Origin of the sequence: Bradyrhizobium sp. Ec3.3, assembly GCF_000472925.1 — a bacterium.
Taxonomy (GTDB): Bacteria; Pseudomonadota; Alphaproteobacteria; order Rhizobiales; family Xanthobacteraceae; genus Bradyrhizobium.
Genome location: NZ_AXAS01000008.1, coordinates 137201 through 163862, shown reverse-complemented (window position 1 = coordinate 163862; position 26662 = coordinate 137201). Strand labels below are relative to the sequence as shown.

Genomic DNA, 26662 nt, shown 5'->3' with positions numbered 1-26662 from the left:
ATGATCTTTCGGAAAACCGCTGCACACTTTTCCGGATCATGCTCTAAGCGGTATTTCCAGCATCGATCGTGAACACCGTTCCCGTGACGTTGCGTCCGCCCTCGCCGAGCAGATACTCGACCATCCGCGCGACGTCGTCAGTCTCCGGCAAGCGGCGCAGCGCGCTGCGCCCGGCGATGCGCTTGCGGCCTTCGTCGGAGAGATTATGCGTCAGCTCGGTGTCGATGAAGCCGGGCGCGATCGCATTCACGGTGATGCCGAGCTTGCCGACCTCGCGCGCCAGCGATTTCGTGAAACCGGTCGCCGCCGCCTTTGTCGCGCCATAGACCGACAGGCCGTTATAGCCCGTGGAGGCGATGATCGAGGAGATGTTGATGATGCGGCCTGCGCCATCCGCCATCATGTGCCGCGCGATATATTTGGTGAGGATGATCGGCGACAGCACGTTGAGCTGCACCAGTGCCTCGATCTCGGAATTGTGCATGGTCGCGAGTAGCCCCTCGGTGCCGAGGCCGGCATTGTTGACGAGGCCATAGATCGTACCGAACTCGTCGCGCACCAGCTTTGCGAAAGCCGGGATCGCGTCGATCACCGCGAGGTCGCAGGCACGGAAATGCAGACGCTTCTCCGACGTGCGCACCGCGGCCGCGAGTTCCTCGGTCTCGCGCCGCGCCACCGCGATCACGTTGTAACCGGCGCCCACGAGCCGCGTCGCGATCGCAAGGCCAATGCCACGGCTGCCGCCGGTGATGAGGACGTTATGCATCGGTGCGCGCCAGCTTTCCGGCCGGAGTGACGTCGAGCGTCTCGACGATGCGGATCACCGCCGGCACCTTGTGTGAGGCAAGCTGCGCCCGGCACTGGTCCAGGATCTGCTCGCGGATTTCCTTCGCCCGCGCCGGATCGGTGCCGTCGGCAAGGATCACGTCGGCCACGACGATGCCGCCGGTGATCGGGCTCTTCCGCGATTTCGCGCGCGACATCCGCACGTCCGGATGACGGTTGATGACCGCCTCGATCTCCTCGGGATGAACCTTCAGCCCGCCGATATTGATGATGCCGCCGCGGCGGCCGACGAAATGATAGCGGTCACCGCGCAGCTCGATCATGTCACCGGTGTCGACGAAGCCGTCATCCTCGGCGAGCTTGCCGGCATTGCGGCCGATATAGGCGTGCGCGGTGCGCTTCGACCTGATGCGCAGCGAGCCGTCGACGATCTTCATCTCGACGCCGTTTGGGTTCACGCCGATATAATCGGCGGGGAAACCTTCGAGCCCGTCATTGACGGCAAAGCCGACGCCGGCCTCCGTCGAGGCATAGGCATGGCCGATCGAGGAGCCGGGGAATGCCGCCTTCAGGCCGTCGAGCACGGCCTGGTCGGCGATCTCGCCGGAGAGGCGGACATAGCGCGGCGCAAATTGCGCGACCGAACCGCTCATCAGGAGCTTGCGCCAACGCGAGGGCGTGCCGGAAATGTGCGAGACACCGCGCGCGTTCAGCCGCGCGACATGGTCCGCGAGGACCTCATGTGCGTCCGACAGCACCATCGAGCCGCCGGAAAGGATCCCGCGCAGGAAAATCTGGAGGCCGCCATAGCGGCGGATGTCGTAGAAAGTAGCCCAGACCGGCGCGGGACCGCGCGCAGGCGCCTCGGCCCGGATCGCGCCGGTCAGCGCTTCCAGCGTATGCGCTGCGATCTTCGGCACGCCAGAGGTGCCCGAGGTCAGCATCAGCCATTCGGTTGCGCACTCGGTCTTCGCAGGCGCGGCCGGCGTGAGCTGCAGTTGCGCGATCACGACGAGCGGGATCGCGCTGTCTTTCCAGAATTCCGGCTCGTCGGTCACGACAGCGTCGATCTCCGCGTCCGCAATCAGCGCATCGAGATACGCGGGATTGAGATCCGGCGGGCACAAGAGCATGCGACGGGCGATGCCGTCGATCTCGATCATGGCAAGGCCGGATTTGAGCTGGTCCGACAGTTTCAGCAGCACCGACCGGCCGGACAACTCGCCGAGACGACCGCCCAGGACCGTCTGCGACAGCACGTCGGTCAGCGACGCCAGATGATGCGCATCCGACAGCGTCCGTCCCTTCAGCTCCGCGCCGAGATAGTCGCGGAGTGCAAGGATCTCACGCGGGGACATTTTCGTAGGCCCGCACGAAATCGCCGACGGTCGCGGGGAAGGCAGCGTCCTCGGAAATCGTGAAGGGATCGACGCCGATCTCGTCCTCGAGGCGCGCGACCAGGATTGCGAAGGCGAGCGAGTCGAAACCCGTCTCATGCAGCGACAGGTCGTCCGTCAGCTCCGGCAGCGTGACGTGCTGCTCCCTGGCAATCTGCTTGATCGCTTCAGTGACCTTTAACCTTACCGACATGGCTGCGCTCGCTTCGTGTTTGTTGTCGTTTGGTCGTCTTCGGCGGAGTGCCCGCCTCCCGTTGCTCCGTGGTTTACCGGACAGAAGTAAATGGCTTCTTGGACAATTCAGATAAAATTGGACCTATCTCTGTTTTTGCAGATTCCAGCGTCGAAGTCCGCTGTCAATTTTGCAGTGACCGACATGAGGTGAGCACCTTCTCTCATTCCCTCCCCCCTTGCGGTGGAGCGGCAGGGAGGGAGGTGCCACACGGCACGCTCCCTCGGTGTAGGCGCGCGAGCGCTCTATTGCCGGCGATCCGCAGGCGTCTGGCATCCTCCCTGGGGCTACCGTTCTCCCTGACCCTCCCCCCGCAAGGGGCCGCAAGGGGGGAGGGAGCGCACTATTAGCGTGGAGGCATATTCATTCATACGTTAGAGCCTGATCGATCCGTCGACGATCTGCGCATGAACCTGCTGATCCAGCGCAATGTAGGCCCCCAACTTCGGTTCCATCACGTACAGCGGATCGGTGATCGCGCCGGGATCAAATCCTTCGCGCGCGAGCTGGTTCTTTTTCTGCTTGAAGGTCTCGGTCGCATCGAGCTCGTGCGAGATGCGGATGAAGACGGGACGGGCATAAGGAGGCAGACGCGCGGCGAGATGGCCCGCGAGTGTGGCGAGATCAAAGCCCTCGTTGACCACAATCGCGCTCATGCCGGCACGGCCGTCAGTGCCGGGTATGCTGACGCCGTAGGTCGTTGCGTCGACCACGCCGGTGCAATCACGCACGGCGTCGTTGACCTCTGACGTCGCGACGTTTTCGCCCTTCCAGCGGAACGTGTCGCCGATGCGGTCGACGAAATGAAAGAAGCCCTTGTCGTCGAGCTGCATCAGGTCGCCGGTGCGGAACCAGGCATCGCCGTGAGCGAAGACATTTCGCAAGATCTTCTTCTCTGTCTCGCCGGCGTCGGTATAGCCCTCGAAACGGCCTCCGCCTTCATCGGCGGAGCCGATGCGGCCGATGGCTTCGCCCGCCTCGCCGCGTGCGCAGGCGACACAGAGGCCGTCGGCATTGCGCAAGGGTACGCCGGCATCAGGATCGAGCTTGACGATCGCCGCCGGGAAACGATGCGCGAGCAGCGGCGGAATGCGGCCGATCGCACCCGGCCTGCCCTCGACGTTGAACAGCGAGAAATTACCTTCGGTCGCCGCGTAGAATTCGAGGATACGGGGGAGCGCGAAGCGCGCCTGGAAATCCTCCCAGATGTCGCCGCGCAGGCCGTTGCCGCAGACGAGCCGCAGGCGGTGCCGGTTCTCGTATTCCGACGGCGGCGACTTCAGGAGGTAGCGGCAGAGCTCGCCGATATACTGGAACAGCGTGCAGTCGTGGCGGACGATGTCGGGCCAGAAATTCGTCGCCGAGAATTTCTCCGCGATCACCACCGAGCCGCCGGCGGCAAGCATGCTGCAGGGCGCGACGATACCGCCGACGGAATGAAACAGCGGCAGGCAGTCATAGAGCCGGTCCTGCGGCGTCGCACCGGTCAACCCTGCGAACCAAAAACCCCAGTTGAGGATACGGCGATGGCTGATGCTGGCGGCCTTCGGCAGGCCCGTGGTGCCCGAGGTATAGATCAGCAGCGCGCGATCATTGATCGTGACGTCGCCGTGCTCGTCCTGCGAGAGCGGGCCGTCGCCGAGCGCGGCCAGCGCCACATCGATCGAGCGCTCGCTGCGCGCATCGCCATGGGTCCAGATCTTTGCCGCCGAATTCAGGTGCGGCCTGGCATCCGCAAGCGCCTCGGTGAGATCGTGCGCGACGATGAGGTGGGACGGCTTTGCGACATCGATGCAATGCGCGAGCGATTGCCCGATCAGCCTGGTGTTGATCAGGGCGACGACGGCGCCGATCCGGCTGATGCCGAGCCAGGCAGCGACATAGTCGACACCATTCGGCATGATCATACCGACGGTGTCGCCCTTCGCGAGGCCGACCGAGCGCGCCCAGCGCACATAGCGGTTGATGCGTTTTGCGAGCTGATCGTAACTGATCGTTTCGTCGTCCGTGACGAGCGCCGCGTGATCCGGCTGGCGCCTCGCCCAATCCTCGACGACATCGGCGAACAGCCGGCCCGGCAGCGTCTCGATGCGCGCGGTGAGCTCGATCGCCTTCAGCCAGATCTTTGAGGCCGAGGGCGCGCGCGAAGGTTTCGCCTGCTCGATGACGCCGGTGTTCATGTTGTTGATGTCTTTCGGCTGGTCGCTCGTCCGTCAAGGTAGCTATAAACCGCGAGCCCCTGACCAGGTGTTAAGAGACAAGGTAAAACGCGGTTAGTCCGCGATTAACTCTAGTCATCCTTTACCAAGCCGGCGGGAACGGCGTGCGGCGAGGAGCAATTCTTGCGATATCGATTTCAGGCGTGCGGGCGAGCTGTGGTTCGCACCGGTAGTTTCCTCGCATTGAGGCAATAATAATGATCACCAAACGCAACTTTCTCAGCGCGGCCGCCTGTGCCGCTGCAAGCCTCGCCGCCCCTCGCGCATTTGCCCTCGGCAATCCCTCCTATCCCTCGCGCAGCGTGAAATGGGTGGTTCCTTACGCGCCCGGCGGCGCGACCGACGTGCTGTCGCGGCTGATCTGCCAGCGCCTGTCCGAGCGGCTCGGCCAGACCTTCGTGGTCGAGAACAAGCCCGGCGCCGGCAGCAATATCGGCACGCAGGCCGTGATTGCCTCGGCACCCGATGGCTACACGCTGCTGCTGACGTCGACCGCGAACGCGATCAACGCGTCCTTCGATCCGGCACTGCCCTATGATTTCGCCAAGTCCATCGCACCGGTTGCGGGCGTGGCACGTATTCCGCTGGTGCTGGTCGTCAATAACGATCTGCCGGTGCGAACCGTTTCGGACTTCACCCTCTACGCTCGGGCAAATCCGGGCATGCTCTCGATCGCTTCCTCCGGCATCGGCACCTCGCTGCATCTGTCCGGCGAATTGTTCAAGGCGCTTGCCCGCGTGCAGTTCACCCACGTGCCTTATCGCGGCTCCGCGCCCGGATTGACCGACGTGATGAGCGGCCAGGTGCACGGCATGTTCGACAACGTCACCTCGTCCTTCGAGCTGGTGCGGGCCGGCAAGCTGCGCGCACTCGGCGTCACGACGCGCGAACGCTCCGACATCCTGCCCGACGTGCCGCCGATCGCGGATACGCTGCCAGATTACGAGACGTCGTCCTTCTACGGCGTCGGCGCGCCGCAGGATACGCCGCGCGAGATCATCGATCTCTTGAACCGCGAGATCGACGCGGCGCTGTCCGACAGCGAGATCAGGAGCCGCATCGCCGAGCTCGGCGCGATGGTGCTGCACGGCAATGCAGACGAGTTCGGCAGCATGCTGACGGAGGAGACCGCGCGCTGGCGCAAGGTGGTGCAGTTGTCGGGGGCGAAGAAGGAGTAACGGCGGCAGCCGCGCGCAACAGCGGCTTGCGTCCGCAGCATCCACACCCGCAATCCCTAGCGGCTTGCCCTTGCCTCTCCTGCGCGCGCATTGTCTCGCGCCATGGGCAACAAATCTCGCGAGCGAATCTACGGCGCATCCGTTCGCGCGGCGGCGGAGCGGGCGGCGGCGGCACGGAAAGAGGCCGACCGCCTCGCCTGCGAGGCCTGGAACAAGCGGATGCTGTCGTTTCAGGGGCCGGCGCAGCCATCCCCGACGCTGGGTGACGCGCTGAACGCCGGATATTGCTATCTCGAGGTGAAGTGCCTCGGCTGCGAGACGCACCAGACCGTGGCGCTCGACATCATCAGGCGCCGGAAGTCGACGCCGATCCACGAGCTCGAACGTTACATGCGCTGCCGGCAATGCTCGGAACTGTCAGGGTTTCCCTACAAGCGTAGCCATCTCGTGGCGCTGCGCACCACGAAGATCTCCGTGCGCGATCCGCGCTCGGAATGGTGGCCGGGCGAGCGGTGAACGCTGCGCCGCACACATTGCGGCGCTCGGGCGCGCCGATGATGGCGCTAGTAAGCCTGCTTATAGCGCCGGCGCGGCTGCGGCTGGTCGTAGGCGTAGTAGGGATTGAGGTCGCAGGACGCGGAAAGGCCCGAGGCCGTGGCGCGGCACTGCTCCAGCGACGTGAACGAGCAGTCGAACCAGTCGCTGCCGCCGCCGCGGAAGCCTCCCGTGTAGACGTGCATGCACACCGGATAGCGCGGGTCGTAGCGCTGGGCACTGGCAGGCGTCGCTGCCTGCAGAGTGGCGATCGCGATGACGGTCAGGAGTGCTTTGCGCATCGGAAATTCCTCGAATCGGCGACGACGACGGGCGTCGCGCCGGTTCGATATGGCACAACGCGGCGGCGGAGGCGACCGTCCCGGAACATACCTCTCCCGCTTGTGACGCACGTTCGAAAGAGCAGACAAGCTGACCTCTCTTGACCTGCAGAAAGCGCATATCTGCAGGTCGCCCCTGTTCGACAAAGGTCGCATGATCCCTCGCAGGATTCCATTCGCAAGCCGGCGCGAAGGGACTAATCTTGTTCTCACAACGCCGGCCCCCGAACCGCCGATGGCTCGGGGCGATCAACATATGGGCTGAAGGAAACGCACATTCGCGCTCGGGCTCTCGGGCGCGACTCCGCTTTTCGCGAGGAGAAGATGCGCTGGCCAGTCGATGGTTTCAGGGCATGCAAGAGAGCTTCTCGTCTCTGTTCATTCGTTACCCGATCGGCACCTCGCTGCTGATGGCGGGTATCCTGTTCGTCGGCCTGGTGGCTTATCCACTGCTGCCGGTTGCACCGCTGCCGCAGGTCGACTTTCCGACCATCCAGCTTTCCGCATCGCTCCCCGGCGGCAGCCCCGAGACGATGGCCTCCTCGGTGGCGCAGCCGCTCGAGCGCCAGCTCGCGCAGATCCCCGGCATCGCACAAATGACATCGACGAGCTCACTAGGCTCGGCCTCGATCACCATCCAGTTCGATCTCAACCGCCAGATCGACGCCGCCGCCAACGATGTCCAGGCCGCGATCAACGCGGCGAGCGGCCAATTGCCGAAGAACCTGCCTTCGCCCCCGACCTATCGCAAAGTCAACCCGGCGGATTCGCCGATCATGATCCTGTCGGCGACGTCGGACACGCTGCCGCTGACCACCGTCAGCGACCGCACCGACGCCCAGCTTGCCCAGCAGATCAGCCAGATCTCCGGGGTGGCGCAGGTCTTCGTCGGAGGACAGCAGAAGCCGTCGGTGCGGATCCAGGTCGACCCGGCAAAACTCGTCGCCAAGGGCCTGTCGCTGGAGGACGTGCGCGGCCAGATCGCGATCACCACCACCGACAGTCCGAAGGGAAACATTGACGGCACGCGGCGCGCCTACACCATCTACGCCAACGACCAGCTGCTCGAAGCCGCGGCCTGGCAGGATGTGATCATTGCCTATCGCAATGGCGCTCCCTTGCGGGTCCGCGACATCGGCGAGGCGGTGGCCGGTCCTGAGGACATGAAGACGGCGGCGTGGGCCGACGGCAAGCGCGGCGTGTTTCTCGTCATCTTCAAGCAGCCCGGCGCCAATGTCATCGACACCGTCGACCGCATCAAGGCGCAATTGCCGCGGCTGGTGGCGGCGATCCCGCCGGCGATCGCCATCAAGATCATCAGCGATCGTACCACCACCATCCGCGCAGCGGTCGAGGATGTGCAGATCACGCTCCTGATCACCATTGCGCTGGTGGTGATGGTGATCTTTCTCTTCCTGCGCAGCTTCTGGGCCACGATCATCCCGGCCGTGACCGTGCCGCTGGCACTGCTGGGCGCCTGCTCGCTGATGTGGGTGTTCGGCTATTCGTTGGACAATCTCTCCCTGATGGCGCTGACGATCGCGGTCGGATTCGTGGTGGACGATGCGATCGTGATGCTCGAGAACATCACCCGCTACGTCGAGCACGGCGAGCGACCGCTGGCTGCCGCCTACAAGGGAGCGGCGGAGATCGGGTTCACCATCGTCTCGATCAGCATCTCGCTGATCGCCGTGCTGATCCCCCTGCTGCTCATGGGCGGCATCATCGGCCGGCTGTTCCGCGAGTTCGCCGTGACGCTGGCAATGGCGATCTTCGTCTCGCTGGTGGTGTCGCTGACGCTCACCCCAATGATGGCTTCGCGCTTCCTGCGCGCCGATCACGAGGCGCGGCATGGCCGGGTCTATCAGTGGAGCGAGCGGATGTTCGAGCGCCTGCTCGGCGCCTATGAGCGCGGGCTCGACGTCGCGCTCAAGCACAGCTTCATCACGCTCTGCATCTTCTTCGCCACGGTCGCACTGTCGGTCTACCTCTTCATCCTGATCCCGAAGGGATTCTTCCCGCAGCAGGACAACGGCTTCCTGACCGCAGTCTCCGAGATGCCGCAGGACATCTCGTTCACGGAGATGAAGCGGCGGCAGGAGGAGCTCAACGCGATCGTGCAGGCCGATCCCGCCGTCGATTCGATCGCGATGTTCATCGGCGGCGGCGGCACCGCGCTGAATTCCGGGCGCATGTACATCACGTTGAAGCCGCGGGACGAGCGCGATGTCAACGCGCAGCAGATCATCGCGCGACTGCGGCCGAAGCTTGCGGAGGTCGAGGGCGCCCGCCTCTATATGCAGGCCTCGCAGGACGTGCGGCTCGGCGGCCGTGCGACGCGCACCCAGTTCGAGTTCACGCTCCAGGACGCCAATCTCGCCGAGCTGAACGCATGGGCCCCAAGGATCCTGGACGCGATGAAAACGCTGCCGCAGCTTCGCGACGTCGCGACCGACCAGCAAACCGAAGGCACGACGCTTCAGCTCACCATCAATCGCGATACCGCCGCGCGCTACGGGATCCAGCCGCAACTGATCGACGACACGCTCTATGACGCATTCGGCCAGCGCCAGGTCACGCAATATTTCACCCAGACCAACAGCTATCACGTGATCCTCGAGATCACGCCGGAGCTGCAGGGCAAGCTGGATACGCTCGACAAGCTCTACATCCGGTCGCCGCTGACGGGCGAACAGGTGCCGCTTTCAGTCTTTTGCAGCTGGACCAATGTGCCGGTGCGGCCGCTCGCGATCGCCCATCAGGGCCAGTTTCCGGCGGTGACGATCAGCTTCAACCTCGCCGAGGACGTCGCGCTCGGGCAGGCGACCGACGCGGTTTCGCAAACCGTGAGCGAGATGCGCGCGCCGCCGACGCTGGCAACGAGCTTCCAGGGCACCGCGCAGGCGTTCCAGCAATCGCTCGGTACCGTGCCGCTGCTGATCCTGGCCGCGCTCGTCGTGGTCTACCTGATCCTGGGCGTGCTCTACGAGAGCTACATCCATCCCTTGACCATTCTCTCCACGCTGCCCTCGGCCGGCGTCGGCGCAATCGCCATCCTGATGATCTTCGGCTTCGACTTCAGCCTGATCGCCTTGATCGGAATCATCCTCCTGATCGGCATCGTCAAGAAGAACGGCATCATGATGGTGGATTTCGCGATCGCCGCGGAGCGCGAGCAGCATCTGACGCCGGAGCAGTCGATCCGCCAGGCGGCGGTGCTGCGCTTCCGCCCGATCATGATGACGACGATGGCGGCGCTGCTCGGCGGCGTGCCCTTGATGCTCGGAACCGGCACCGGCGCGGAGATCCGCCAGCCGCTCGGCTATGCCATGGTCGGCGGCCTCCTGGTCAGCCAGGCACTCACGCTGTTCACGACGCCGGTCGTCTATCTCTATCTCGACCGCTTCTCCAATTTGCTCTCACGCTGGATGGCGAAGAAGCCGAAGCCACAGGCAGACGCCGAGAGGGACGAGCAGAAGGACGCGGCGGAGTGAGCGAGGACGACGCCACAGTCTTCGTCATTGCGAGCGCAGCAAAGGAATCCAGGATCGCCTCCGCGGAGGCAGCCTGGATTGCTTCGTCGCTTCGCTCCTCGCAATGACGTGTCTTGTGGGAGCAGCTTGCTTCGCCTACCCACCCAGCCCCTTTAGCACCAGGCGGTTCAGCCTTGCGGCGAAGGCTGACGGGTCTTCCGGCAATTCGCCGTCGAGGATCTGGGCCTGCTCCAGCAACAGCAGGCAGAGATCATCGATCACCGTCGAACCGGCCGGCGCCCTGGTGATTGCTGTCACCAGCGGATGGCGCAGATTGACCTCGAGGATTGGCCTCGAGCGCTCGCCGCGGTTCTGCTGCGCCAGGATGCGCTCGAGCTCGCGGCTCGGACCTTGGCTGTCAGCGACGAGGCAGGATGCGGAGCTGGTGAGACGCGTCGAGGCCTTCACGTCGCTCACGCGCTCGTTGAGGGAGCCCTTGATCAGCGCGATGGTGGCGGCTTCATCAGCGGCCGGCTCCTCCTTCGTCTCCTCGTCGACGCGCGGGATCAGGTCGAGATTGAGATCGCCCTGGCCCAGCGACTTCAGCGGCTTACCGTCGAACGACATCGGCATCGAGGTCCAGAAGGCATCGACTGGATCGGTGAGCAGCAGCACCTCGAGGCCGCGCGCAGCCGCCGCCTCCAGGCGCGGACTGGACTTCAGCCGCTCGATGCTGTCGCCGACGAGATAATAGATCTCGGTCTGGTTCGGCTTGAAGTCGGCGACGACGTCCTTCAGCGAGCGCTTCTCGCCCGAGGTCGTCGTGAAGCGCGACAGCGCCAAAAGCTTCTCGCGGCGCTCGAAGTCCTCGTAGATGCCTTCCTTCAGCACCGCGCCGAAGGCCTCCCAGATCTTCGCAAAGTTCTCCGCGTCCTTCTCGGCGAGGCTTTCGAGCTCCGAGACGGCGCGGGTGGCGACCGCCTTGCGGATCTGCGCGAGCTGCGGGTTGTTTTGCAGCATCTCGCGCGAAATGTTGAGCGGCAGGTCCTCGCTGTCGACGACGCCGCGGATGAAGCGCAAGTACCCCGGCAACAGATCGGCGTCATCGGTGATGAAGACGCGCCGGACATAAAGCTTGACCCTGCCCTTGCGCGACGGCTCGAACAGGTCGAACGGTTTCGTCGACGGTGCGAACAGGAGCACGGCGTAGGAATAGCGGCCCTCGGCGCGGTAGTGCAGCGTCATCGCGGGATCATCGAAGGCGGTGGCGATCTGCTGATAGGCCTTCTTGTAGTCGTCAGCCGAAAGCTCCGATTTCGACCGCTGCCACAGCGCGCTCGCCGAATTGATCTGGCGCGGCTCGCCTTCTGCCGGCACGAGCTCGACGGGAAAGAGGATGTTGTCGGAATAGGCGGAGACGATGCGCTGGATCTCGTAGTCTTCCAGATATTTCTTCGCATCTTCCTTCAGGTGCAGCACAATCTCGGTGCCACGCGTCACGCGCGCGGCATCTTCCTCGCCCGCGTGCGCGATCTCGAAACCGGAGCCGCCCGACGAGCTCCAGGTCCAGACGTCGCTCTCGCCGGCCCTGCGGCTGACGACGAGGATCCTGTCCGCAACCATGAAGGCGGAATAGAAGCCGACACCGAACTGGCCGATCAGGCCAAGCCCATCCTTGGCCTCCTTGAGCTTCGCCACGAAAGCCTTGGTGCCCGAACGGGCGATTGTGCCGAGATGGTCGATCAGTTCCTGCCGCTCCATGCCGATGCCGTTGTCGGCGATGGTCAGCGTGCCGTCCTGCTTGTTGGGGATGATGCGGATCTTGGGGGCATCGCCCTCGCCGAGCAGCGCCGGGGTCTCGATCGCCTCATAGCGGAGCTTGTCGCAGGCATCCGACGCGTTGGAAATGAGCTCGCGCAGGAAGATGTCGGTCTCTGAGTAGACGGAGTGCACCATCAGGTGCAGGAGCTCGGACACCTCGGCCTGGAAGGGCTGCGAATGCACAGCCGTATCTGACGTCGTCATGCGTTTACCCGATCGAAACTGGATGAGGAAAACCGGGATATAGCGCACGGGCGCGGCAGATCAAGAGGTTGTGATGGGGCATTTCCTCCTTCTCCCCTTGTGAGGAAAGGCGCCCTGCCGAAGTCAAGGCGGATGACCTCACTTCGCGAGGCACCCTCCCCCACAAAGGAAGAGGGTAAAGACCATCTCCGTTCACGGAAACGCTACTCGGATCGTGCAATGCTAGCCGTTACAAGCGTCGCCCCTGATTCCAACTGATAATTTTTAATGAAACCGTCCGTCAAGGCGGCCCTCGCCGCACATACCCACGATGCCAGGCTTTATCTCACGCTCGGGATTGCCAACTGGTCGATCTTCCTCGACCACGTTCCGAACAATGTTGCGAATCTGCTGACCTTGCGCAATTTCGGCTTCAGCGGCGCCGCCGACCTGTTCGTGTTCGTGGTAGGCTATGGCGTTACGATCATCCACGGCAAGATCGCGCTGGAGCGCGGCTTCGTCGTCGCGGCAACCCGCATCTTCGGTCGCGTCTGGCGGCTCTATGCGGCCTACGTCGTGCTGTTCGTGATCTATATCGACGCCATCGCCTACGTCGCCTCGCAATCGACCGCGCCGGAGATCATCCACGAGTACAATATCTCGGGCATTCTCGAGCATCCCCTGCGCATCCTGGTGCGCGGGCTAGTGCTCCAGGAAGAGCCGCTCAACCTCGACCTGCTGCAATTGATGATCCCCCTCATGGCGTTCTTTCCGCTGGCGCTGTGGGGCCTGCTCCGCCGCCCGCAGCTGACGCTGCTCGCATCGATCGCGGTGTACTTCGCGGCGAGGTATTTCGGCTGGACGTTCCGGATCTCTCCGGACAGCGAATGGACCTTCAATCCGTTCTGCTGGCAGATGCTGATGGTGCTGGGCGGCTGGTTCGCGGTGACCGGCGCGCCTGCCCGCGCGCTGCACGGCATGTCCTGGCTGCGCGCGCTGGCAGGCGCTTATCTGGTGTTCGCGATGGCGGTCACGCTGGCGCGGCATTCGCCGGCGCTCTCCGCCTATCTGCCGGATGCCGTGCTCGACATCTTCGCGCCCGACAAGGAAAACCTCGCGCCGCATCGCGTGCTGCATTTCCTAGCGCTGGCCTTCCTCGCGACGTATCTGGTGCCGGCAGATCATCCGGCGTTGCAATGGAAGTCGCTGCAACCGGTGATCCGGAGCGGCGAGGAATGGCTCGCGGTATTCTGCGTCAGCGTGTTCCTATCCTTTGCCGCGCACCTCATCCTGATTACGGGACCCAATCTCGTCGCAATGCAGGTCCTGGTCAGCCTGTTGGGCCTCGCGGCAATCGCGGCTGTGGCCTACTACATCTCCTGGTCCAGGCGGCAGGACCTGCCCGCAGCCCTGCGGCAGCGGGCCTAGGCGACGTTCGTCAGGCGATGGCGGCGAGATAGCGCGCCACCGACGCATCGAAGGCTGCCTTGGCGCCGTCGGCGATACTGCGGCCCCACCAGGCGCCGTAGATGCGATCGAAGGCGAGCGGCGCCACGGAGGCCGCAATCCGCCGCACCGCAGCCGCGTTTAGCGGCGCGTAGTTCGGATAGGAATACATGAAGCTGACGAAGCGGCGGTCCATCGTCACCTGCGCGATGTCGCCGGTGAGCAGCGCACCCTTGCCGTCGGCACCACGCGTCCAGTGCAGCATGGTGGCGCCGGCGAAATGGCCGCCGCTGCGCAACAGGGTGATGCCATCCGAGAGCCGGTGACTATCGCCGCTCCAGTGTTCGATGGCGCGATGCGGCCGCGTCACCCATTGGCGGTCGTCGGCATGGAGATAAACGGGCGCGCTGAAGGCTTCGCTCCAATCGGCGAGCGCGCCATAGTAGTGCGGATGCGAGATCGCGATCGCCTTCAGCCCGCCGAGCGATCTGACATGCGCGATCGCTTCAGCGGTTGCGAGCGGAACGCAGTCCCACATCACGAAGGCGCTGCCGTCCGGAACGAGCAGCGCCCGCTGACCGATGGCAAAGCTCGGCTCGAGCGACAGGCCGGTCAGGCCGAGATCGTCCCGCCATACCACGCGGCAACGCCGCGCCAGCGCCTCGCAGGATAGGAAGGTTTGCCCTTTCCAGTTCACGAACTGGCGCTCGTCCTCGCAGATCGGACATGAGGTTGGCGGCTTTTCGCTCGAGGGAAATTGCGCGCCGCAGGTTTCGCAGGTCCAGAGTGGCATGGCGTACTCCAGGAAAGACATCCGTCAGCAACGACCAAAGATGTGACGTGCAGATCGCTCCTCCGCAAGAGCGGCTGGAACCAACGGGATCACCATCCGTTACGTTTTGGTCCACACAAGATCAAGGCAACCCCGCCAACACGAATTCGGCTGAGACCACGCTTGACGTATCGATGACATCGCGGTCCCCCTCCTCACCCCGTCTCTGGCCCCTCTTCGCGCTCAACTTCTTCATGGCCGACATGCAGTCGGGCATCGGACCGTTCATCGGCGTGTTCCTCCAGGATCGCGGCTGGGCGAGCGGGCTGATCGGCACCGCCATGACCATCGGCAACGTCGCGGGCATGCTGATCACGACGCCGGTCGGCGGCTTCATCGACGCCAGCCGCAACAAGCGCCTTTGGGTGGTGATCCCCGGCGTCTGCGTCGTCCTCGCCTCCGCGATCATCCTGATCTCGCAGAATTTCTGGGCGGTGACGTTCTCGCAAGTCGCGCAGTCGCTGGCGAGCGCCGCCATCGTGCCGGCGGTGACCGGCATCACGCTCGGCATCGCCAAGCAGAAGGGCTTCAATGCGCTGAACGGCCGCAACCAGGCGTTCAACCATGCCGGCAACATGGTCGGCGCGGCGCTGTCGGGCTGGCTCGGCTACAGCTACGGCTATGTCTCCGTGTTCGTGCTGGCGGCGGCATTCGGCGCCATCGCGATCGCCTGCGTGCTGATGATCCCGGCGAAATCGATCGACGACCGTGTCGCGCGCGGCAGCAAGGAGGACGACTCCAAGGCTCCGCCGGATGCGATGACGATGCTACTCAGGCACAAACCGCTGCTCGTGCTGGCGCTGGCGCTCGCCATCTTCCATCTCGGCAATGCCGCGATCGTGCCGCTCTATGGCCTTGCCGCCTCGCCGAAGACCAGGCCAACGGGCCGAGCTTTGTCGCAACCACCGTGGTGATCGCGCAAGGCGTGATGGTCGCGACGTCGCTGATCGCCATGAAGGTCGCGAGCAAGCGCAACTACTGGCCGGTGGTCCTGGTCTCCTTCATGTTCCTGCCCATCCGCGGCGTGCTCGCCTTCTTCCTCACGGGATGGTGGGGCGTGGTGCCGGTGCAGTTGCTCGACGGCATCGGCACGGGATTGCAGACCGTCGCCGTGCCCGGCGTGGTCGCGCGCTCGCTCAACGGCACCGGCCGCATCAATCTCGGTCAGGGCGCCGTCATCACCGTGCAGGGCGTCGGCGCGAGCCTCAGCCCTGCGCTCGGCGGCTGGATCGCAGAATGGATCGGCTACGGCCCGACCTTCCTCCTGCTCGGCGGCTTCGGGCTGGCGTCGACGGCGCTGTGGCTGGCGTTCGGCGCGGCCATGAAGAAGTATTGAGCTTTTTCTCTTCCCTCTCCCCGTTCTTACGGGGCCGCGACGAACTACGTCCCGAAATTCTTCTGGATAGCCTTGTCGAGCGTGTTGCCGCCGACGAAGCGCTGGCGCAGCTCGCGCTTGAGCAGCTTGCCGCTCGGATTCTTCGGCAGGCTGTCGACGAACACGACGCGCTTGGGCACCTTGAAATGCGCCATCGAGCCCGCGCAATGCTTGATGACCGTCTCTTCGTCCAGCGTCTCGCCGGTCTTGACCACGATGATCGCGGTGACCGCCTCGATCCAGCGCGGATCGGGCAGCCCGACCACCGCGACCTCCGACACCGCGGGAATGCGGTAGACCATCTCCTCGACCTCGCGGCTCGCGACGTTCTCGCCGCCGGTCTTGATCATGTCCTTTACGCGGTCGACGACGGTGATGTAGCCCTCGGCATCGACGGTCGCGAGGTCGCCGGAATGAAACCAGCCGCCGGAAAATGCCGCTGCGGTCTTCACGGGGTCGTTGTAATAGCCGGACAGAAGATGCGGCGAGCGGTGCACGATCTCGCCGACCTCACCAACCCCGACATTTTCCATCGCCGTGTTGACCACGCGCGTCTCGACATTGATCGTCGGCTTGCCGGCCGAGCCGGCCTTGCGCAGCTGATCTTCGGGCTGCAGCACGGTGGCGAGCGGTGCGATCTCGGTCTGGCCGTAGAAATTCCAGAATTTGACGTTCGGCAGGCGGCGCTGCAATTCGAGCAGCACCTCCACCGGCATGATCGAGGCGCCGTAATAGCCCTTTTGCAAGCTGGACAGATCGGTCTTGTCGAAATGGGGCGAGCGCAGCATCGCGATCCAGATCGTCGGCGGTGCGAAAAAGGCGGTAATCCCGTGAGCCGCGATCAGCGCCAGGATGTTGTCGGCGGTCGGCTTGCCCGTGATCACGCCGGAGGCGCCGAGATAGATCTGCGGGCCCAGGAAGACATCGAGCTGGGCGCAATGATAGAGCGGCAGCGCGTGCAGCACGTTGTCATGAGCGCTCATGCCACCATCGATGATGCAGCTCACATACTGCCACATCACGGCTTCATGGGTCAGCATCGCGCCCTTGGGCAGCGATTCCGTGCCGCTGGTGTAGATGATCTGGGCAAGATCGCGGGCATCGACGGAGGCCTCATAGAAGGAACCGTCGGAATGCAGGAGATCGTCGAACGTGGTGAGCCCCGCGGGCGGTGACGCCGGATCCTCGCCCGGCAGCCAGATCAGCTTCTCCACCGCGCAATCCCTGGCACTTGCGGCGCGCGCGGGCTCGACGAAATCCGGGCCGGTCGCAAGCACCTTTGCGCCCGAATTCCTCAGAATGAAATTGATCTCGTCCGGATTGAGCATGAAGTTGATCGGCACCAGCACCGCGCCGATCCGCGCTACCGCAAAGCGCAGCGCGGCAAAGGCGTGGGAATTGCGCGACAACACCGCCAGACGATCGCCCTTCCTGACGCCGAGGCCATCGAGCCCGCGCGCCAGGCGGTTGCAGATCGCGTCCAGCTCGGCAAAGGTCCACTTCACGCCGCCGCAGGAAATCGCGGGCTTGTGCGGTTCACGGCCAGCGGAGCGACGCAGAAGATCGGCGATGGAATGCTCGCGCGCTTTGGAGATTGTCGCTGCGATGTCGTCGGTCACGTTTGCCTCCCGTCGTTCTGTTGTTCGTTCGGTCTTGAGGGGAAGCTATAATTTCAACGGCGTTTCCGGTCAATTTCGCGCAGACGGGCACGCATCGAGCATTGCGGGCCGTCCTGACGCCTTAACGCAAGTCGTTTTCGCGCGATTGAGCCTCCACGGCAGGCTCAGAGCTTGTGCCCCTTCTGGCGCAGAGCCTCGGTCAGGCGCTGCTTCAATTCGTCGGCGGCCTTGCGGGTGACGTCCTGGGCGATCAGCGCGCTCGCCTGCGTAAGTGCATCCGATTTCTCCAAGAGCTTCCGCCCCGCCGGCTGGGCGTAGAAGGCCTCGATCTGGCGCAGCTCGTCCACCGTGAAGGTGGTGGCATAGACGGCGGCGATCTGATCGATCATCTGGTCGACGAACGGCGCGTAGATGTTCGAGCTCGTCGCCGTCACGGCGTCGAAGTCGCGCTCGATCTCCGGCCTGTCCTGCGACAGAACGGGCCGCAGCTTGAGCAGGAGCTGCGGCAGGAGCGCGCGGTATTGCTCCGCCAGCTTCATGGTGGTCACGAGCTTGCGCGCCGCGGTCATCGCCTCGGGCGACGGCGCCTGCGCAGCTGCGGTGCAGGTGAGGAACAGCAAGGTGCCCGCGATCGTCAACCAGCCTCTCAACATGAACCTCTCCATGAGATGTCGCCATGAGAATTCGGCAAGGCACGCCGTGATGGCCTCTCAACTGCCGGCGCTGGCCGCGACCACGGTGGCTTTCTTGTCGAGATCGGGCACCGACTCGGGCTCCTCGTCCTCGACCTCGATCACGTCCACGAACAGGTCCGGAATTTGTTTCGCCCGGTCGAACAGCCAGCCAACGCCGATCATGATAGCGATGCCGGCGAAGGAGACGGCGAGCTGCTCCCACACGCCCTTGGTATATTGGGTCAGGATCCAGTGCGCGGAGAACGACAGGAACACGCCGAGGCAGAAGATCGGCAGCGAGTGCTGCCCGCACAGGATGACCGGGCGCAGCCATTTCGTGTGAAGCGCCTTCCAGTGGCGCGGCACGAGCTGCGTGACCCAGATCGCCAGCGCCAGGAAGTGCGTGAAGCGCAGCATGTCGAGGTCGGTCTTGTCGATCGGGTAGATCGCCTTGATCATCCACTTCGGGATCATCGCCTCGAGCGTGTGAACGTGCCAGGTCATCACGATCAGGAACGCAAACGCGATCCAGGCGGCCGCGAGACCCATCACGGACTTCGACCACACCCATTTCGCGATCTTGTCCACCTCGCCGGAACCGCACCAGGCCGCGAACACGAACATCAGCTGCCAGCAGAAGGGATTGAAGTACCAGGTCGTACCGGGCGGATAGGACGCGACGTTCCAGTCGAACCAGCGCGACAGCACGTAGAGCACTGCGGACGCCAGCAACGTGAGGTTCGGACGCCGCACGAGGCACCACACGATGAAGGGGGAAGCGAACACCAGCGTGATGTAGAGCGGCAGCACGTCGAGATTGACCGGCTTGTACTTCAACAGGATCGCCTGGCCGATCAGCTCGTCCGGATGCGCCAGGAAATTGAACACATTGAACTCGTGCTCATACATCGGGTTGTCGAACCGCCGCGCGGTGCGCGCGATCTGGGCGGTGAACAGCAGGAACAGCATGATGTGGGCGACGTACAGTTCGGCCGTGCGTTTCCAGAGACGCTTGAGTGCCGCAAGGAAGAAGCCGCCCCGCACGATCGGCGCGTAGATCCAGCCGACGAGATAGCCGGAGATGAAGACGAAGAACTCGGCGGCGTCGCTGAAGCCGTAATTGCGCAAGGTCAGCCACGACACGACGTCATGCGGGATGTGATCGAGGAAGATCATCCACAAGCCGATGCCGCGGAACAGATCGAGCCGCAGGTCGCGCTCGATGGGAGACAAGAGAGCTGCCGAATCCCGGTTGATCATGGCTCCGCCCCGTTTTCCAAGGACAGTCTTAAGCACAGTCTCGCGGCAGATAGGCCGCCCAAATCAATCAATGCTGAAATTGACGCGGCTACGCCACCTAACCCGGTGGCTAGCAGCTAAGGGTAGCGGACATCGGCACCGCGGAAAAGGAGGTTTGTCAGGGAGAGGGGCGATCGGATCGGCCGGCCGGGCTTTCCCGCGGCGCCGTGATCTGATCTTCTTCCGGCTCAATTCTTTGGGGGATACACGCAATGAACATCGCTATCATCTGTACCGCCTTGCTCGGGCTGCTGCTGTTTGGCCTCGGGTTTTATGTCTCGATCCTGCGCGGCAGGTTCAGGCGCAGCATCGGCCATGATCTCGGCCCCACCGACCCCATTCACCGCGCGGTGCGGGCGCATGCCAACACGGCCGAATACGCGCCGTTCTTCGCGGCGATGTTTCTCTGGTTCGCAACGCGCCCGGCCCCAAGCTGGATCATCGTGACGATCGTGGTGGCGACGATCGCGCGCTTTTCCCTTGCCGCCGGGCTGCTGTGGGGCAAGTCGCTCAACCGGCCCAACCCGGCACGCTTTGCCGGCGCATTGTTTACCTATCTCTGCGGCTTGGCGCTGGCGGTGGGACTGGTGGTCGCGTGAGAGGCCTCGTGGACATTTTGCAGCGCACATTGATCCCAGGGACAATCGCGCTCGTCGTGCTGATGCAGGCGCTGGAGGCTCGCGCCGACCCCGCCTTCGACGCGTGGCGCGCGCAGCTCTGGCAGGAGGCGAAGGCGCGCGGCGTGAGGCAGGCGGTGTTCGACCGCGCGACCAATGTCCAGCTCGACCTTAATCTGCCGGATCTCGTCATCCCCGGCCGCCCCGTGAAGGAGCAGGCCGAATTCGTGAAGCTGCCGGCGGACTACCTGCCCCGGCAACAGCTCACAGGGCTGGCCAGCACAGGCGCGCGGCATTTCCAGACCTACCGCAGCCTGCTCGCGCGCATCGAGGCCGACTACGGCGTCCCCGGCAACGTCGTCATTGCGATCTGGGGCCGCGAGACCGATTACGGCACTGAAGTGCAGCGCCATCCCGTGTTCCAGGCGCTGGTGACGCAGGCCTATCTCGGCCGTCGCAAGGACCTGTTCCGGAGCGAGCTCCTGATCGCGCTCGATCTCGTCCAGCAGGGCACCATCAGCATGGATGCGAAGGGCTCCTATACGGGGGCGATGGGCCACACCCAGTTCGAGCCGTCGGATTTCCTCAAATTCGCGGCCGACGGCGACGGCGACGGCAAGATCGATCTCGAGCGCTCGATCCCCGACGCGCTCGCCTCGGGTGCCAAGCAGCTTCGCGACTATGGCTGGCAGCGCGGCAAGCGATGGGGTTTCGAGGTTCGTCTGCCGGAGACGGTAAGCTGCGTGGAGAGTTCGCCCGACATCAAGCGGCCGCTCCAAGCCTGGCTGAAGCTCGGCGTCACGCCGGCCACTGATGCCGCCGTCGCCACCGGCATGCTGCAAGACCAGGCGCAACTGGTCATGCCTGCCGGCGTTTACGGTCCGGCCTTCCTCGCCTTCGCCAACTTCCAGGCGATCCGCAGCTACAACCAGTCCGACGTCTATGCACTGTTCGTCGGGCATCTCGCCGACCTCATCGCGGGCGGCGCCCCGTTCGAAAAGCCCTGGGCCAAGCTCAAACCGTTGCGCAACAGCGAGGTCGCAGCGATCCAGACGCAGCTCGCTAGAGGCGGCTATTATTCCGATGCGATCGATGGCCGGCTGGGCACGGTCACAAGGCGGGCGATCGGACAGTACCAGCAGCGCGCGGGCCTGACCGTCGATTGCTGGCCGTCGCAAGACCTGCTCGCCAGCCTGCGCGGGGCAAGACCGGCTCAAAACTAAATGTCGAAAACAACCCCATGCAAAGTAGAACGGCCGCCGGCGTGAGGAGATACGGATTTTACGAAATCGCTTGACGCGTCGGGCAGATCAAGGGCAATATTGCATCATCGCCGATGATTGAATGTGTGGAAGTCGATTGAAGTGCCGGCGTCACTCTGTCCACCGCACCGTTCGGCGAATGTCCGACGGCGTGGCGTTGTAGAAGCGCTTGAAGGTCCGATTGAAGTAGGACAGGTCGCTAAATCCGCAGTCGAAGGCGATCGTGCTGATCGTGCGATCCAGAAAGCGAGCGTCGCGCAACATCCCGTCGGCGTGCGTCAGCCGCAGCGTCAGGGCGAACTCGGAAAACGTCGTGCCGTCGAGTTCGAACAGCCGGTGGATGTAACGCGGCGTCACGCGGTGACGGGCGGCTACGACCGCAACCGACAGCTTAGGATCGGCGAGATGCGCGCGAATGTCGGCCTTGACGGCATGCAGCCTCGCGGCTGCGACACCGCGCCGGGCGATTTCCGTGCCGTCCCGACTCGCGCCGACTGCCAGCGCGACGAGGTCGTGAATATGCGTGGCGACCGCGCTACCGAGTTCCGCCGTGAAGCGCGCCTTCTCGTCGTTCAGGATGCGGCAGTATCCGAGCAACAAGCGCAAGGCCGGGGTATCCGCGCCGATCGGCCGCGCCAGGGCCGTGCTGAAATCGGAAAGCCGGGGTTCGAGCAAACTGCGCGACAGCCGCAAATTCAGATAATCGGACGCTGTTGAACTCGCGCTCCAAACTTCACCACGCACACCGTTGGCCGTCAACGTCGCCTGCCCGTTGTGGAGCTCCGTTTCCTGATTCCCCTGCAGCACGCTGCACCCACCTGTCCAGCTCACCACCAGCACGAAATCGTCGTTGTCCGTTTGAGCGGACAGATGACGGCAGTGGATCGGCGACAGCCGACCTGTCGAGAGGCCGAGCCCCGGCAGCGCACGGAATGACATGGTCGCGGCGAGCGGCAGATCGTGGAGCGGACTGACGTCCAGCTTGAGCAGCGAACGGGCGACGCTCTCGCAAAAGGCCTCCTGTCGGTCGCGCTCCGGGAACGCGTCGGTCGAGAAGTCCATGATCGAGAGATCGTTGGTGTCGCAGTTCTGCATGTGGATTTCGATGTTGAATGAATACCGAATGCCGCTCGCAGCGGATGTCCGCCCCGATTATTCTGCGCGGCGATTGGTCGCGACTATGTTGCGGCCGGTTCGAAATTGCCATTGAAATCAGCGCGCAGCGCAGGTTTGTTCGCGCCGGCCGCTGCGAAGCAGACGGCGAATAGCGTTTGGTCCCAGTCGAGTATCGTTAAGTCCTAGCCTCTCGAGCTACGCTGCCCCCCGTGCGCAGCGAGCAGCCGCGATGGTAGAATCGATCTCCATGGCATTTGAACATGCTCCGGCTTTCGTGCGACAAGGGTGCGCCAGTATTCGCGTAACCTGGAGGCCGTCTTGGCCAGCGCCGCCGAATTCGACCAGATCACCATATCCAGTCGCTCATTTGCCGACCGCGAACGCACCGAAGCCTTTTGCGAGCTGTTTGGTCGCAACGTCCTGAAGCTGGAGATGGACCCGCTGAAGGAGGTGCCGTTCGACGTGGAGATGAATCTGCGCGCCTTACCGGGGCTCTCGATCACAACGTCGCAGATGTCTGCGATGACCTGCCGCCATACCGCGAGCATGATCGACAACGACGATCCGGTGCTCGTGTTCGTCCAAAGCGGCGTCGCCACCTATCGGCAGAACGGTCACGAGGCCACACTGCGAGCGGGAGAAGCTGCACTGACGTCGAACGGGTTCGCCGGGACCGGGATCGGCCATACCGCGACCAGTATCGTCCACCTGCGGATCAGCCGATCCCTGATCGCACCGTTGGTTCCGAATCTCGACGACGCCGTAGGCAAGCCGATCGATCGAGCAAGCCCCCAGCTGAGATTGTTTCTCGGCTACGCCGGGATCCTCAGGGAGGATATTGCGCTTACATCTCCCGAGGCGCGCCGCTCAGTCGGGCTCCACCTGATCGATCTCAGCGCGCTCATGCTGGGCGCCGGAACAGAAGGCGCGGAGGTGGCGCAGACGCGTGGAGTGGCGGCCGCGCGGCTGCGAAGCATCAAGCAGCGGATCGTCGCTGACATCGGCCGGCGCGATTTGACGCTGAGCACGGTGGCTGCCGACACCGGCATCTCCACCGTCTATGTTCGCAAGCTGTTCGAGACCGAGGGAACGACATTCACTGAATTCGTCCTCACCCATCGGCTAACTGCAGCGTATCGGATGCTGACCGATCGCCGCTTCATCGATCGCCCGGTCAGCAGCATCGCCCGCGATACCGGCTTCAACGATCTCTCCTACTTCAACCGAACCTTCCGCCGCGCTTACGGCGCGTCCCCGTCGGAAATACGGGGCGAGACGCGGCGCAGCCGAGAGACCTCCTGAGGGTGTTGCCTCCGCGCCGGCGATGATCTGCGCGTGCCGGCCTTAAAGTCGCTCACTGTCCTTGTCGTTCCAGTCGGCACCGTGGAGGCGGGCCATCTCGCGATGGGCGCGGTTCATGAAGCTGAGCTCGACTCGTCGCCAGACGATGAATGAGGCGACAAGGCCGAGGCTGCACGCGAGATAGTTGTTCATGAGTTCCGCAAGAATATTGCTGCCGACGACCGCCGCGAAAGCGAGCGCCGCGGCAGCAATCCGAAAGGTTCTAAACACGGTGGCCCCTGCCCTTGTGAAAGGGGGCCTCCAGCATCACAACCACTGCGATAGACTTGGCGCTCGCTAGAGGCGCCATCGTCTCTCCACGAGTGCCCGGACGCGGACGCCGCTTACCAGCTCACTTTTAGCGACCCCGTGCCGGCGTAGCTCTGGCTGCCCTTCGCAAATTCGCCGGTGAAGCGGGCGGACAGTTCCGACCAGTGGCTGAGGGCGAGGCGCGAGCCGACTTCGACCCGGCCGGCGTCGGACGCCGCGCGCGCACCTTCAACGGTGAACGCCGGGGTCGGCACCGCGATCAGCGACGCCGTGACGTCGCGGGTCGGCGAGAACTCATGCACCCAGGCCACGTTTGCGAACGGCATCCAGACCATGCCGTTGCCGACGTTGAAGCGGCCGTCGAACTTGGTGCCGAGGAAGACCGGCAGCGAGGAGACGTTGTGCGACGCGTAGCTCAAGCCGAGGACGCCCGTTCCGGTCCCGGCGGTGCTGGTTTCGGTATAGGCCGCCTGCCACAACCGCGCCGCCTGCACGGCTGCGAACGGCGTGACCGACACGCGGCTGAAGTCATAGGTGCGGCCGATCTCGAGCCGCCCACCGAGCTGGTCGCTGCCGAACGAGCCCTTGGCGATCTCGTCGGCACCAATGCCGGTGATCGTTCGCGTCGTGGCGTTGTTGAAGTGGCTGTAGGCGAGTTGCGCCGAGACGTAAGTCGCGCCGAATTTCTGCATCGCATAGCCGCCGACATGGGCGCCATCGACCCGGCCGGAGGTGGCGCGATCGTCGACGTTGAACGTCGCGCTGGAGCCACCGACGGCGATGCCGACCAGGAGGTCGGGATTGAGGAGATGATCGACGCCGGCCGCACCGCCCGCGGCGCGATCGCGAAAGCCCGCGATACCAGCCGTTGCGTCGCCGGTGAGCGACTGACCGGCGCCGAAGCCCGACGCCCAGACATTCCATTGTGGCTGCGCAAGCGGCGGCGCCTTCAGCGCGTTGAACGCCGAGGTCACCGGCCGTTCCGTGGCGTAGCCGAGCGCGCCGCTACCTGCGGCCTCGCCGCGATGACCGGTGCGCCACGCGTCCATCTGGCCGTCCATGGTCTGGCCGAACAGGGAGCCGGCGGCGAAGGCGGTATTTTGCGCGCCGCCCGTACCCTCGCCCGAGAGCTGGTCGAGCACCCTCACCGAGCCGGCCGGGAGCAGTTGTGAATAGAGCGTCGCGGCCGCGCCCGTCAGTGCTGGCGAATAGCCGGCTTCGAGCGCATTGCCGACCGCACGCTGGTTCGCGGTCTCGCCCGCGACCGCGCCGAAGGCCAGGCGGGTCAGGGTCAAGTCGACGGAGGCGGCGTTATAGGTCGCGGCTGCGGTGAAGAAGACCGACGACGAGGTGACGCTGGCAAACTGGCCGGTGACCGAGGTGATGGTCTGGACCACGTCGGTGTAGGTGGTCGACGACTGATAGAGCCCCGGCTGGAGCACCGCACGCAAGGTGCCGTCGAGCTTGACCTGGCCGTCGGTCAAGAGCCCGTCACGAAGGCCTGCATTGTCGACGCGCAGCGTCAGCGTGCCCTGTGCGGTCTGGGTAAACGTGCCGCCGACGTAGAAGATGGCCGGTATGAGCGGCGTTCCCGGGTCGCTGATCGTGATCAACCCGGAATTGGTCAGGCTGACGCCACCACCGCCCAAGAGAAAAAGCTGTCCGTCCAGCGTGCCGTTATTGGTGATGGTGGTGCCGGCGGTCGCGGAGGAGAACAGCGAATAGCCGTTCCGACCGCCCCTGATCGTACCGTTGTTGGTGATGATATCGTTGATGCCTTCAATCTCCACCGCAGCTCCGTTGGTGCCGGGCGCATGGATCGTGCCATTGTTCGTCACCGTCGTATTGACGTTCCAGACGATGACGCCGCGTCCATCCTTGCCGAGTGCGGTGATGGTGCCCTTGTTGATGAGTGTGTCGTCGGTCTGCAGGGCGACGCCCGTCGCGTTGAAGCCGGTGTTGCTGCCTACCGTGATGCCACCCGAATTCTGGATGATGTCACCGCCGTTCGTGACGATACCGTAAGACCCCACTCCGGTGAGCGTGATGGTGCCGGAATTGGTGATCGTATTGCCACTCCCGGCGGCCCCGACACCGGTGGCGCCTTGCGCCGTCGCGTTGATCATCCCCGTATTGGAGAGAGCGTTGTTATTTCCGAGCGCAAATATGGCGGTAGAACCGGCACCCACCGTCATCGTACCGGTGTTGGTAAAGTTGTTGCTGTCTAGACCCTGCATGCCGAGACTACCGTCGCCAACGGCGATGGTGCCACTGTTGATCGCGGTGTTGCCGCTGCCGAGATTGATCGCCGTCTGTCCGTTGCCCACCGTGATCGAGGCAGTCGGCTGGACTGTCAGCGCCAGACTGTTCTCGGTGCCCGTGCCGAATCCGGTGCTGCTCGCGCCATCACAGGTGACGGTGCTGCCCGACTGCACACAGGCGGCGACCGCCCGCCTTGCGGGGATCGCGACCGTTACGGCTGCTGACAGCAACAACAAAGAGGCGAGCGTTGGGGCGCGCTCAGATCGCGCTTTGGCGATGAATGCCGGCAGTTGCTCAGTCTTCATCCGCGCCGCGTCACTTCTCGATTTCATCAATTTCCCCCACTCGCCGCCGAAGCGGCCGTCGCCAGCAAACGGTCCTGATT

At 64.1% G+C, this 26662-nt stretch carries 20 protein-coding genes and 1 pseudogene; 8 read left to right on the top strand and 13 right to left on the bottom strand.

Features of this window, described 5'->3' with window-relative positions; genetic code table 11:
- Positions 1 to 43 precede the first annotated feature (43 nt).
- The 4 genes from YUU_RS0109935 to YUU_RS0109920 all read right to left on the bottom strand — a co-directional run bounded on the left by YUU_RS0109935 (position 44) and on the right by YUU_RS0109920 (position 4604).
- On the bottom strand, positions 44 to 766 hold the full coding sequence (locus YUU_RS0109935; RefSeq protein ID WP_027522221.1) for an SDR family NAD(P)-dependent oxidoreductase: 723 nt from the start codon (positions 764 to 766) through the stop codon (positions 44 to 46).
- Positions 759 to 2144, bottom strand: a complete 1386-nt coding sequence (locus YUU_RS0109930; RefSeq protein ID WP_027522220.1) for a fatty acid--CoA ligase family protein — start codon at positions 2142 to 2144, stop codon at positions 759 to 761. Before YUU_RS0109930 ends, YUU_RS0109935 begins: the two co-directional genes overlap by 8 nt.
- On the bottom strand, positions 2131 to 2376 hold the full coding sequence (locus YUU_RS0109925) for an acyl carrier protein (protein WP_027522219.1): 246 nt from the start codon (positions 2374 to 2376) through the stop codon (positions 2131 to 2133). The genes YUU_RS0109930 and YUU_RS0109925 overlap by 14 nt, the downstream gene beginning before the upstream one ends.
- Before the next feature lie 413 nt (positions 2377 to 2789).
- Positions 2790 to 4604, bottom strand: coding sequence for a long-chain-acyl-CoA synthetase (locus YUU_RS0109920; RefSeq protein WP_027522218.1), 1815 nt, complete (start codon positions 4602 to 4604; stop codon positions 2790 to 2792).
- A gap of 227 nt (positions 4605 to 4831) precedes the next feature.
- Between YUU_RS0109920 and YUU_RS0109915 the strand changes: the two genes are divergently transcribed.
- Both YUU_RS0109915 and YUU_RS0109910 read left to right on the top strand, forming a co-directional pair.
- Positions 4832 to 5812: a tripartite tricarboxylate transporter substrate binding protein gene (locus tag YUU_RS0109915; RefSeq protein WP_027522217.1), complete on the top strand. Its 981-nt coding sequence runs from the start codon at positions 4832 to 4834 to the stop codon at positions 5810 to 5812.
- A 102-nt stretch (positions 5813 to 5914) separates the two neighbouring features.
- Positions 5915 to 6328, top strand: coding sequence for a hypothetical protein (locus YUU_RS0109910; protein WP_027522216.1), 414 nt, complete (start codon positions 5915 to 5917; stop codon positions 6326 to 6328).
- A gap of 47 nt (positions 6329 to 6375) precedes the next feature.
- On the opposite strand, the gene YUU_RS0109905 is transcribed toward YUU_RS0109910, so the two are convergent.
- Positions 6376 to 6648, bottom strand: a complete 273-nt coding sequence (locus YUU_RS0109905) for a DUF3551 domain-containing protein (protein WP_027522215.1) — start codon at positions 6646 to 6648, stop codon at positions 6376 to 6378.
- Positions 6649 to 7040: 392 nt separating this feature from the next.
- Here YUU_RS0109905 and YUU_RS0109900 point away from each other — a divergent pair, with 392 nt between their 5' ends.
- Entirely contained in the window at positions 7041 to 10181 is a 3141-nt protein-coding gene (locus YUU_RS0109900) for a multidrug efflux RND transporter permease subunit (protein WP_027522214.1), read from the top strand.
- 135 nt (positions 10182 to 10316) lie between these two features.
- On the opposite strand, the gene htpG is transcribed toward YUU_RS0109900, so the two are convergent.
- A complete protein-coding gene (gene htpG, locus YUU_RS0109895; protein WP_027522213.1) occupies positions 10317 to 12185 on the bottom strand; it encodes a molecular chaperone HtpG in 1869 nt (622 codons plus the stop codon).
- A 267-nt stretch (positions 12186 to 12452) separates the two neighbouring features.
- On the opposite strand from htpG, the gene YUU_RS0109890 reads away from it, so the two are divergent.
- Positions 12453 to 13592: an OpgC domain-containing protein gene (locus tag YUU_RS0109890; RefSeq protein ID WP_027522212.1), complete on the top strand. Its 1140-nt coding sequence runs from the start codon at positions 12453 to 12455 to the stop codon at positions 13590 to 13592.
- A 10-nt stretch (positions 13593 to 13602) separates the two neighbouring features.
- Here YUU_RS0109890 and YUU_RS0109885 read toward each other — a convergent pair whose 3' ends face one another.
- A complete protein-coding gene (locus YUU_RS0109885) occupies positions 13603 to 14403 on the bottom strand; it encodes an MBL fold metallo-hydrolase (protein WP_027522211.1) in 801 nt (266 codons plus the stop codon).
- 173 nt (positions 14404 to 14576) lie between these two features.
- Between YUU_RS0109885 and YUU_RS62670 the strand changes: the two are divergent.
- Positions 14577 to 15778 (top strand): annotated as a pseudogene (locus YUU_RS62670) (MFS transporter).
- A 44-nt stretch (positions 15779 to 15822) separates the two neighbouring features.
- Here YUU_RS62670 and YUU_RS0109875 read toward each other — a convergent pair.
- From YUU_RS0109875 to YUU_RS0109865, 3 genes are all read right to left on the bottom strand, one after another.
- Complete coding sequence (locus tag YUU_RS0109875) at positions 15823 to 17436, bottom strand: acyl-CoA synthetase (protein ID WP_027522210.1); 1614 nt, start codon at positions 17434 to 17436, stop codon at positions 15823 to 15825.
- A gap of 164 nt (positions 17437 to 17600) precedes the next feature.
- Positions 17601 to 18089, bottom strand: a complete 489-nt coding sequence (locus tag YUU_RS0109870; protein ID WP_027522209.1) for a DUF2059 domain-containing protein — start codon at positions 18087 to 18089, stop codon at positions 17601 to 17603.
- A gap of 57 nt (positions 18090 to 18146) precedes the next feature.
- Positions 18147 to 19370, bottom strand: a complete 1224-nt coding sequence (locus tag YUU_RS0109865; RefSeq protein WP_027522208.1) for an OpgC domain-containing protein — start codon at positions 19368 to 19370, stop codon at positions 18147 to 18149.
- Between the two features lie 251 nt (positions 19371 to 19621).
- Between YUU_RS0109865 and YUU_RS0109860 the strand changes: the two genes are divergently transcribed.
- Complete coding sequence (locus YUU_RS0109860) at positions 19622 to 20008, top strand: MAPEG family protein (protein WP_027522207.1); 387 nt, start codon at positions 19622 to 19624, stop codon at positions 20006 to 20008.
- Positions 20009 to 20016: 8 nt separating this feature from the next.
- A complete protein-coding gene (locus YUU_RS0109855) occupies positions 20017 to 21249 on the top strand; it encodes a lytic murein transglycosylase (protein ID WP_156944192.1) in 1233 nt (410 codons plus the stop codon).
- Positions 21250 to 21399: 150 nt separating this feature from the next.
- On the opposite strand, the gene YUU_RS0109850 is transcribed toward YUU_RS0109855, so the two are convergent.
- Positions 21400 to 22350, bottom strand: a complete 951-nt coding sequence (locus YUU_RS0109850) for an AraC family transcriptional regulator (protein WP_198031729.1) — start codon at positions 22348 to 22350, stop codon at positions 21400 to 21402.
- Between the two features lie 372 nt (positions 22351 to 22722).
- Here YUU_RS0109850 and YUU_RS50565 point away from each other — a divergent pair, with 372 nt between their 5' ends.
- Complete coding sequence (locus YUU_RS50565; protein WP_156944191.1) at positions 22723 to 23706, top strand: AraC family transcriptional regulator; 984 nt, start codon at positions 22723 to 22725, stop codon at positions 23704 to 23706.
- Positions 23707 to 23748: 42 nt separating this feature from the next.
- Here the strand turns inward: YUU_RS50565 and YUU_RS0109835 are convergent, their stop codons facing one another.
- The gene (locus YUU_RS0109835) at positions 23749 to 23976 is read right to left on the bottom strand and encodes a hypothetical protein (RefSeq protein ID WP_027522204.1); all 228 of its coding nucleotides are present in this window, start codon (positions 23974 to 23976) and stop codon (positions 23749 to 23751) included.
- 113 nt (positions 23977 to 24089) lie between these two features.
- On the bottom strand, positions 24090 to 26609 hold the full coding sequence (locus tag YUU_RS0109830; protein WP_084801395.1) for an autotransporter domain-containing protein: 2520 nt from the start codon (positions 26607 to 26609) through the stop codon (positions 24090 to 24092).
- Positions 26610 to 26662 lie beyond the last annotated feature (53 nt).

Excerpts from the sequence above, each read along its gene's own strand:
- YUU_RS0109935 (WP_027522221.1), bottom strand. The coding sequence starts at position 766 with ATGCATAACGTCCTCATCACCGGCGGCAGCCGTGGCATTGGCCTTGCG.
- YUU_RS0109930 (WP_027522220.1), bottom strand. The coding sequence starts at position 2,144 with ATGTCCCCGCGTGAGATCCTTGCACTCCGCGACTATCTCGGCGCGGAG.
- YUU_RS0109925 (WP_027522219.1), bottom strand. The coding sequence starts at position 2,376 with ATGTCGGTAAGGTTAAAGGTCACTGAAGCGATCAAGCAGATTGCCAGG.
- YUU_RS0109915 (WP_027522217.1), top strand. The coding sequence starts at position 4,832 with ATGATCACCAAACGCAACTTTCTCAGCGCGGCCGCCTGTGCCGCTGCA.
- YUU_RS0109910 (WP_027522216.1), top strand. The coding sequence starts at position 5,915 with ATGGGCAACAAATCTCGCGAGCGAATCTACGGCGCATCCGTTCGCGCG.
- YUU_RS0109905 (WP_027522215.1), bottom strand. The coding sequence starts at position 6,648 with ATGCGCAAAGCACTCCTGACCGTCATCGCGATCGCCACTCTGCAGGCA.
- YUU_RS0109900 (WP_027522214.1), top strand. The coding sequence starts at position 7,041 with ATGCAAGAGAGCTTCTCGTCTCTGTTCATTCGTTACCCGATCGGCACC.
- htpG (WP_027522213.1), bottom strand. The coding sequence starts at position 12,185 with ATGACGACGTCAGATACGGCTGTGCATTCGCAGCCCTTCCAGGCCGAG.
- YUU_RS0109890 (WP_027522212.1), top strand. The coding sequence starts at position 12,453 with ATGAAACCGTCCGTCAAGGCGGCCCTCGCCGCACATACCCACGATGCC.
- YUU_RS0109885 (WP_027522211.1), bottom strand. The coding sequence starts at position 14,403 with ATGCCACTCTGGACCTGCGAAACCTGCGGCGCGCAATTTCCCTCGAGC.
- YUU_RS0109870 (WP_027522209.1), bottom strand. The coding sequence starts at position 18,089 with ATGTTGAGAGGCTGGTTGACGATCGCGGGCACCTTGCTGTTCCTCACC.
- YUU_RS0109865 (WP_027522208.1), bottom strand. The coding sequence starts at position 19,370 with ATGATCAACCGGGATTCGGCAGCTCTCTTGTCTCCCATCGAGCGCGAC.
- YUU_RS0109860 (WP_027522207.1), top strand. The coding sequence starts at position 19,622 with ATGAACATCGCTATCATCTGTACCGCCTTGCTCGGGCTGCTGCTGTTT.
- YUU_RS0109850 (WP_198031729.1), bottom strand. The coding sequence starts at position 22,350 with ATGGACTTCTCGACCGACGCGTTCCCGGAGCGCGACCGACAGGAGGCC.
- YUU_RS0109830 (WP_084801395.1), bottom strand. The coding sequence starts at position 26,609 with ATGAAATCGAGAAGTGACGCGGCGCGGATGAAGACTGAGCAACTGCCG.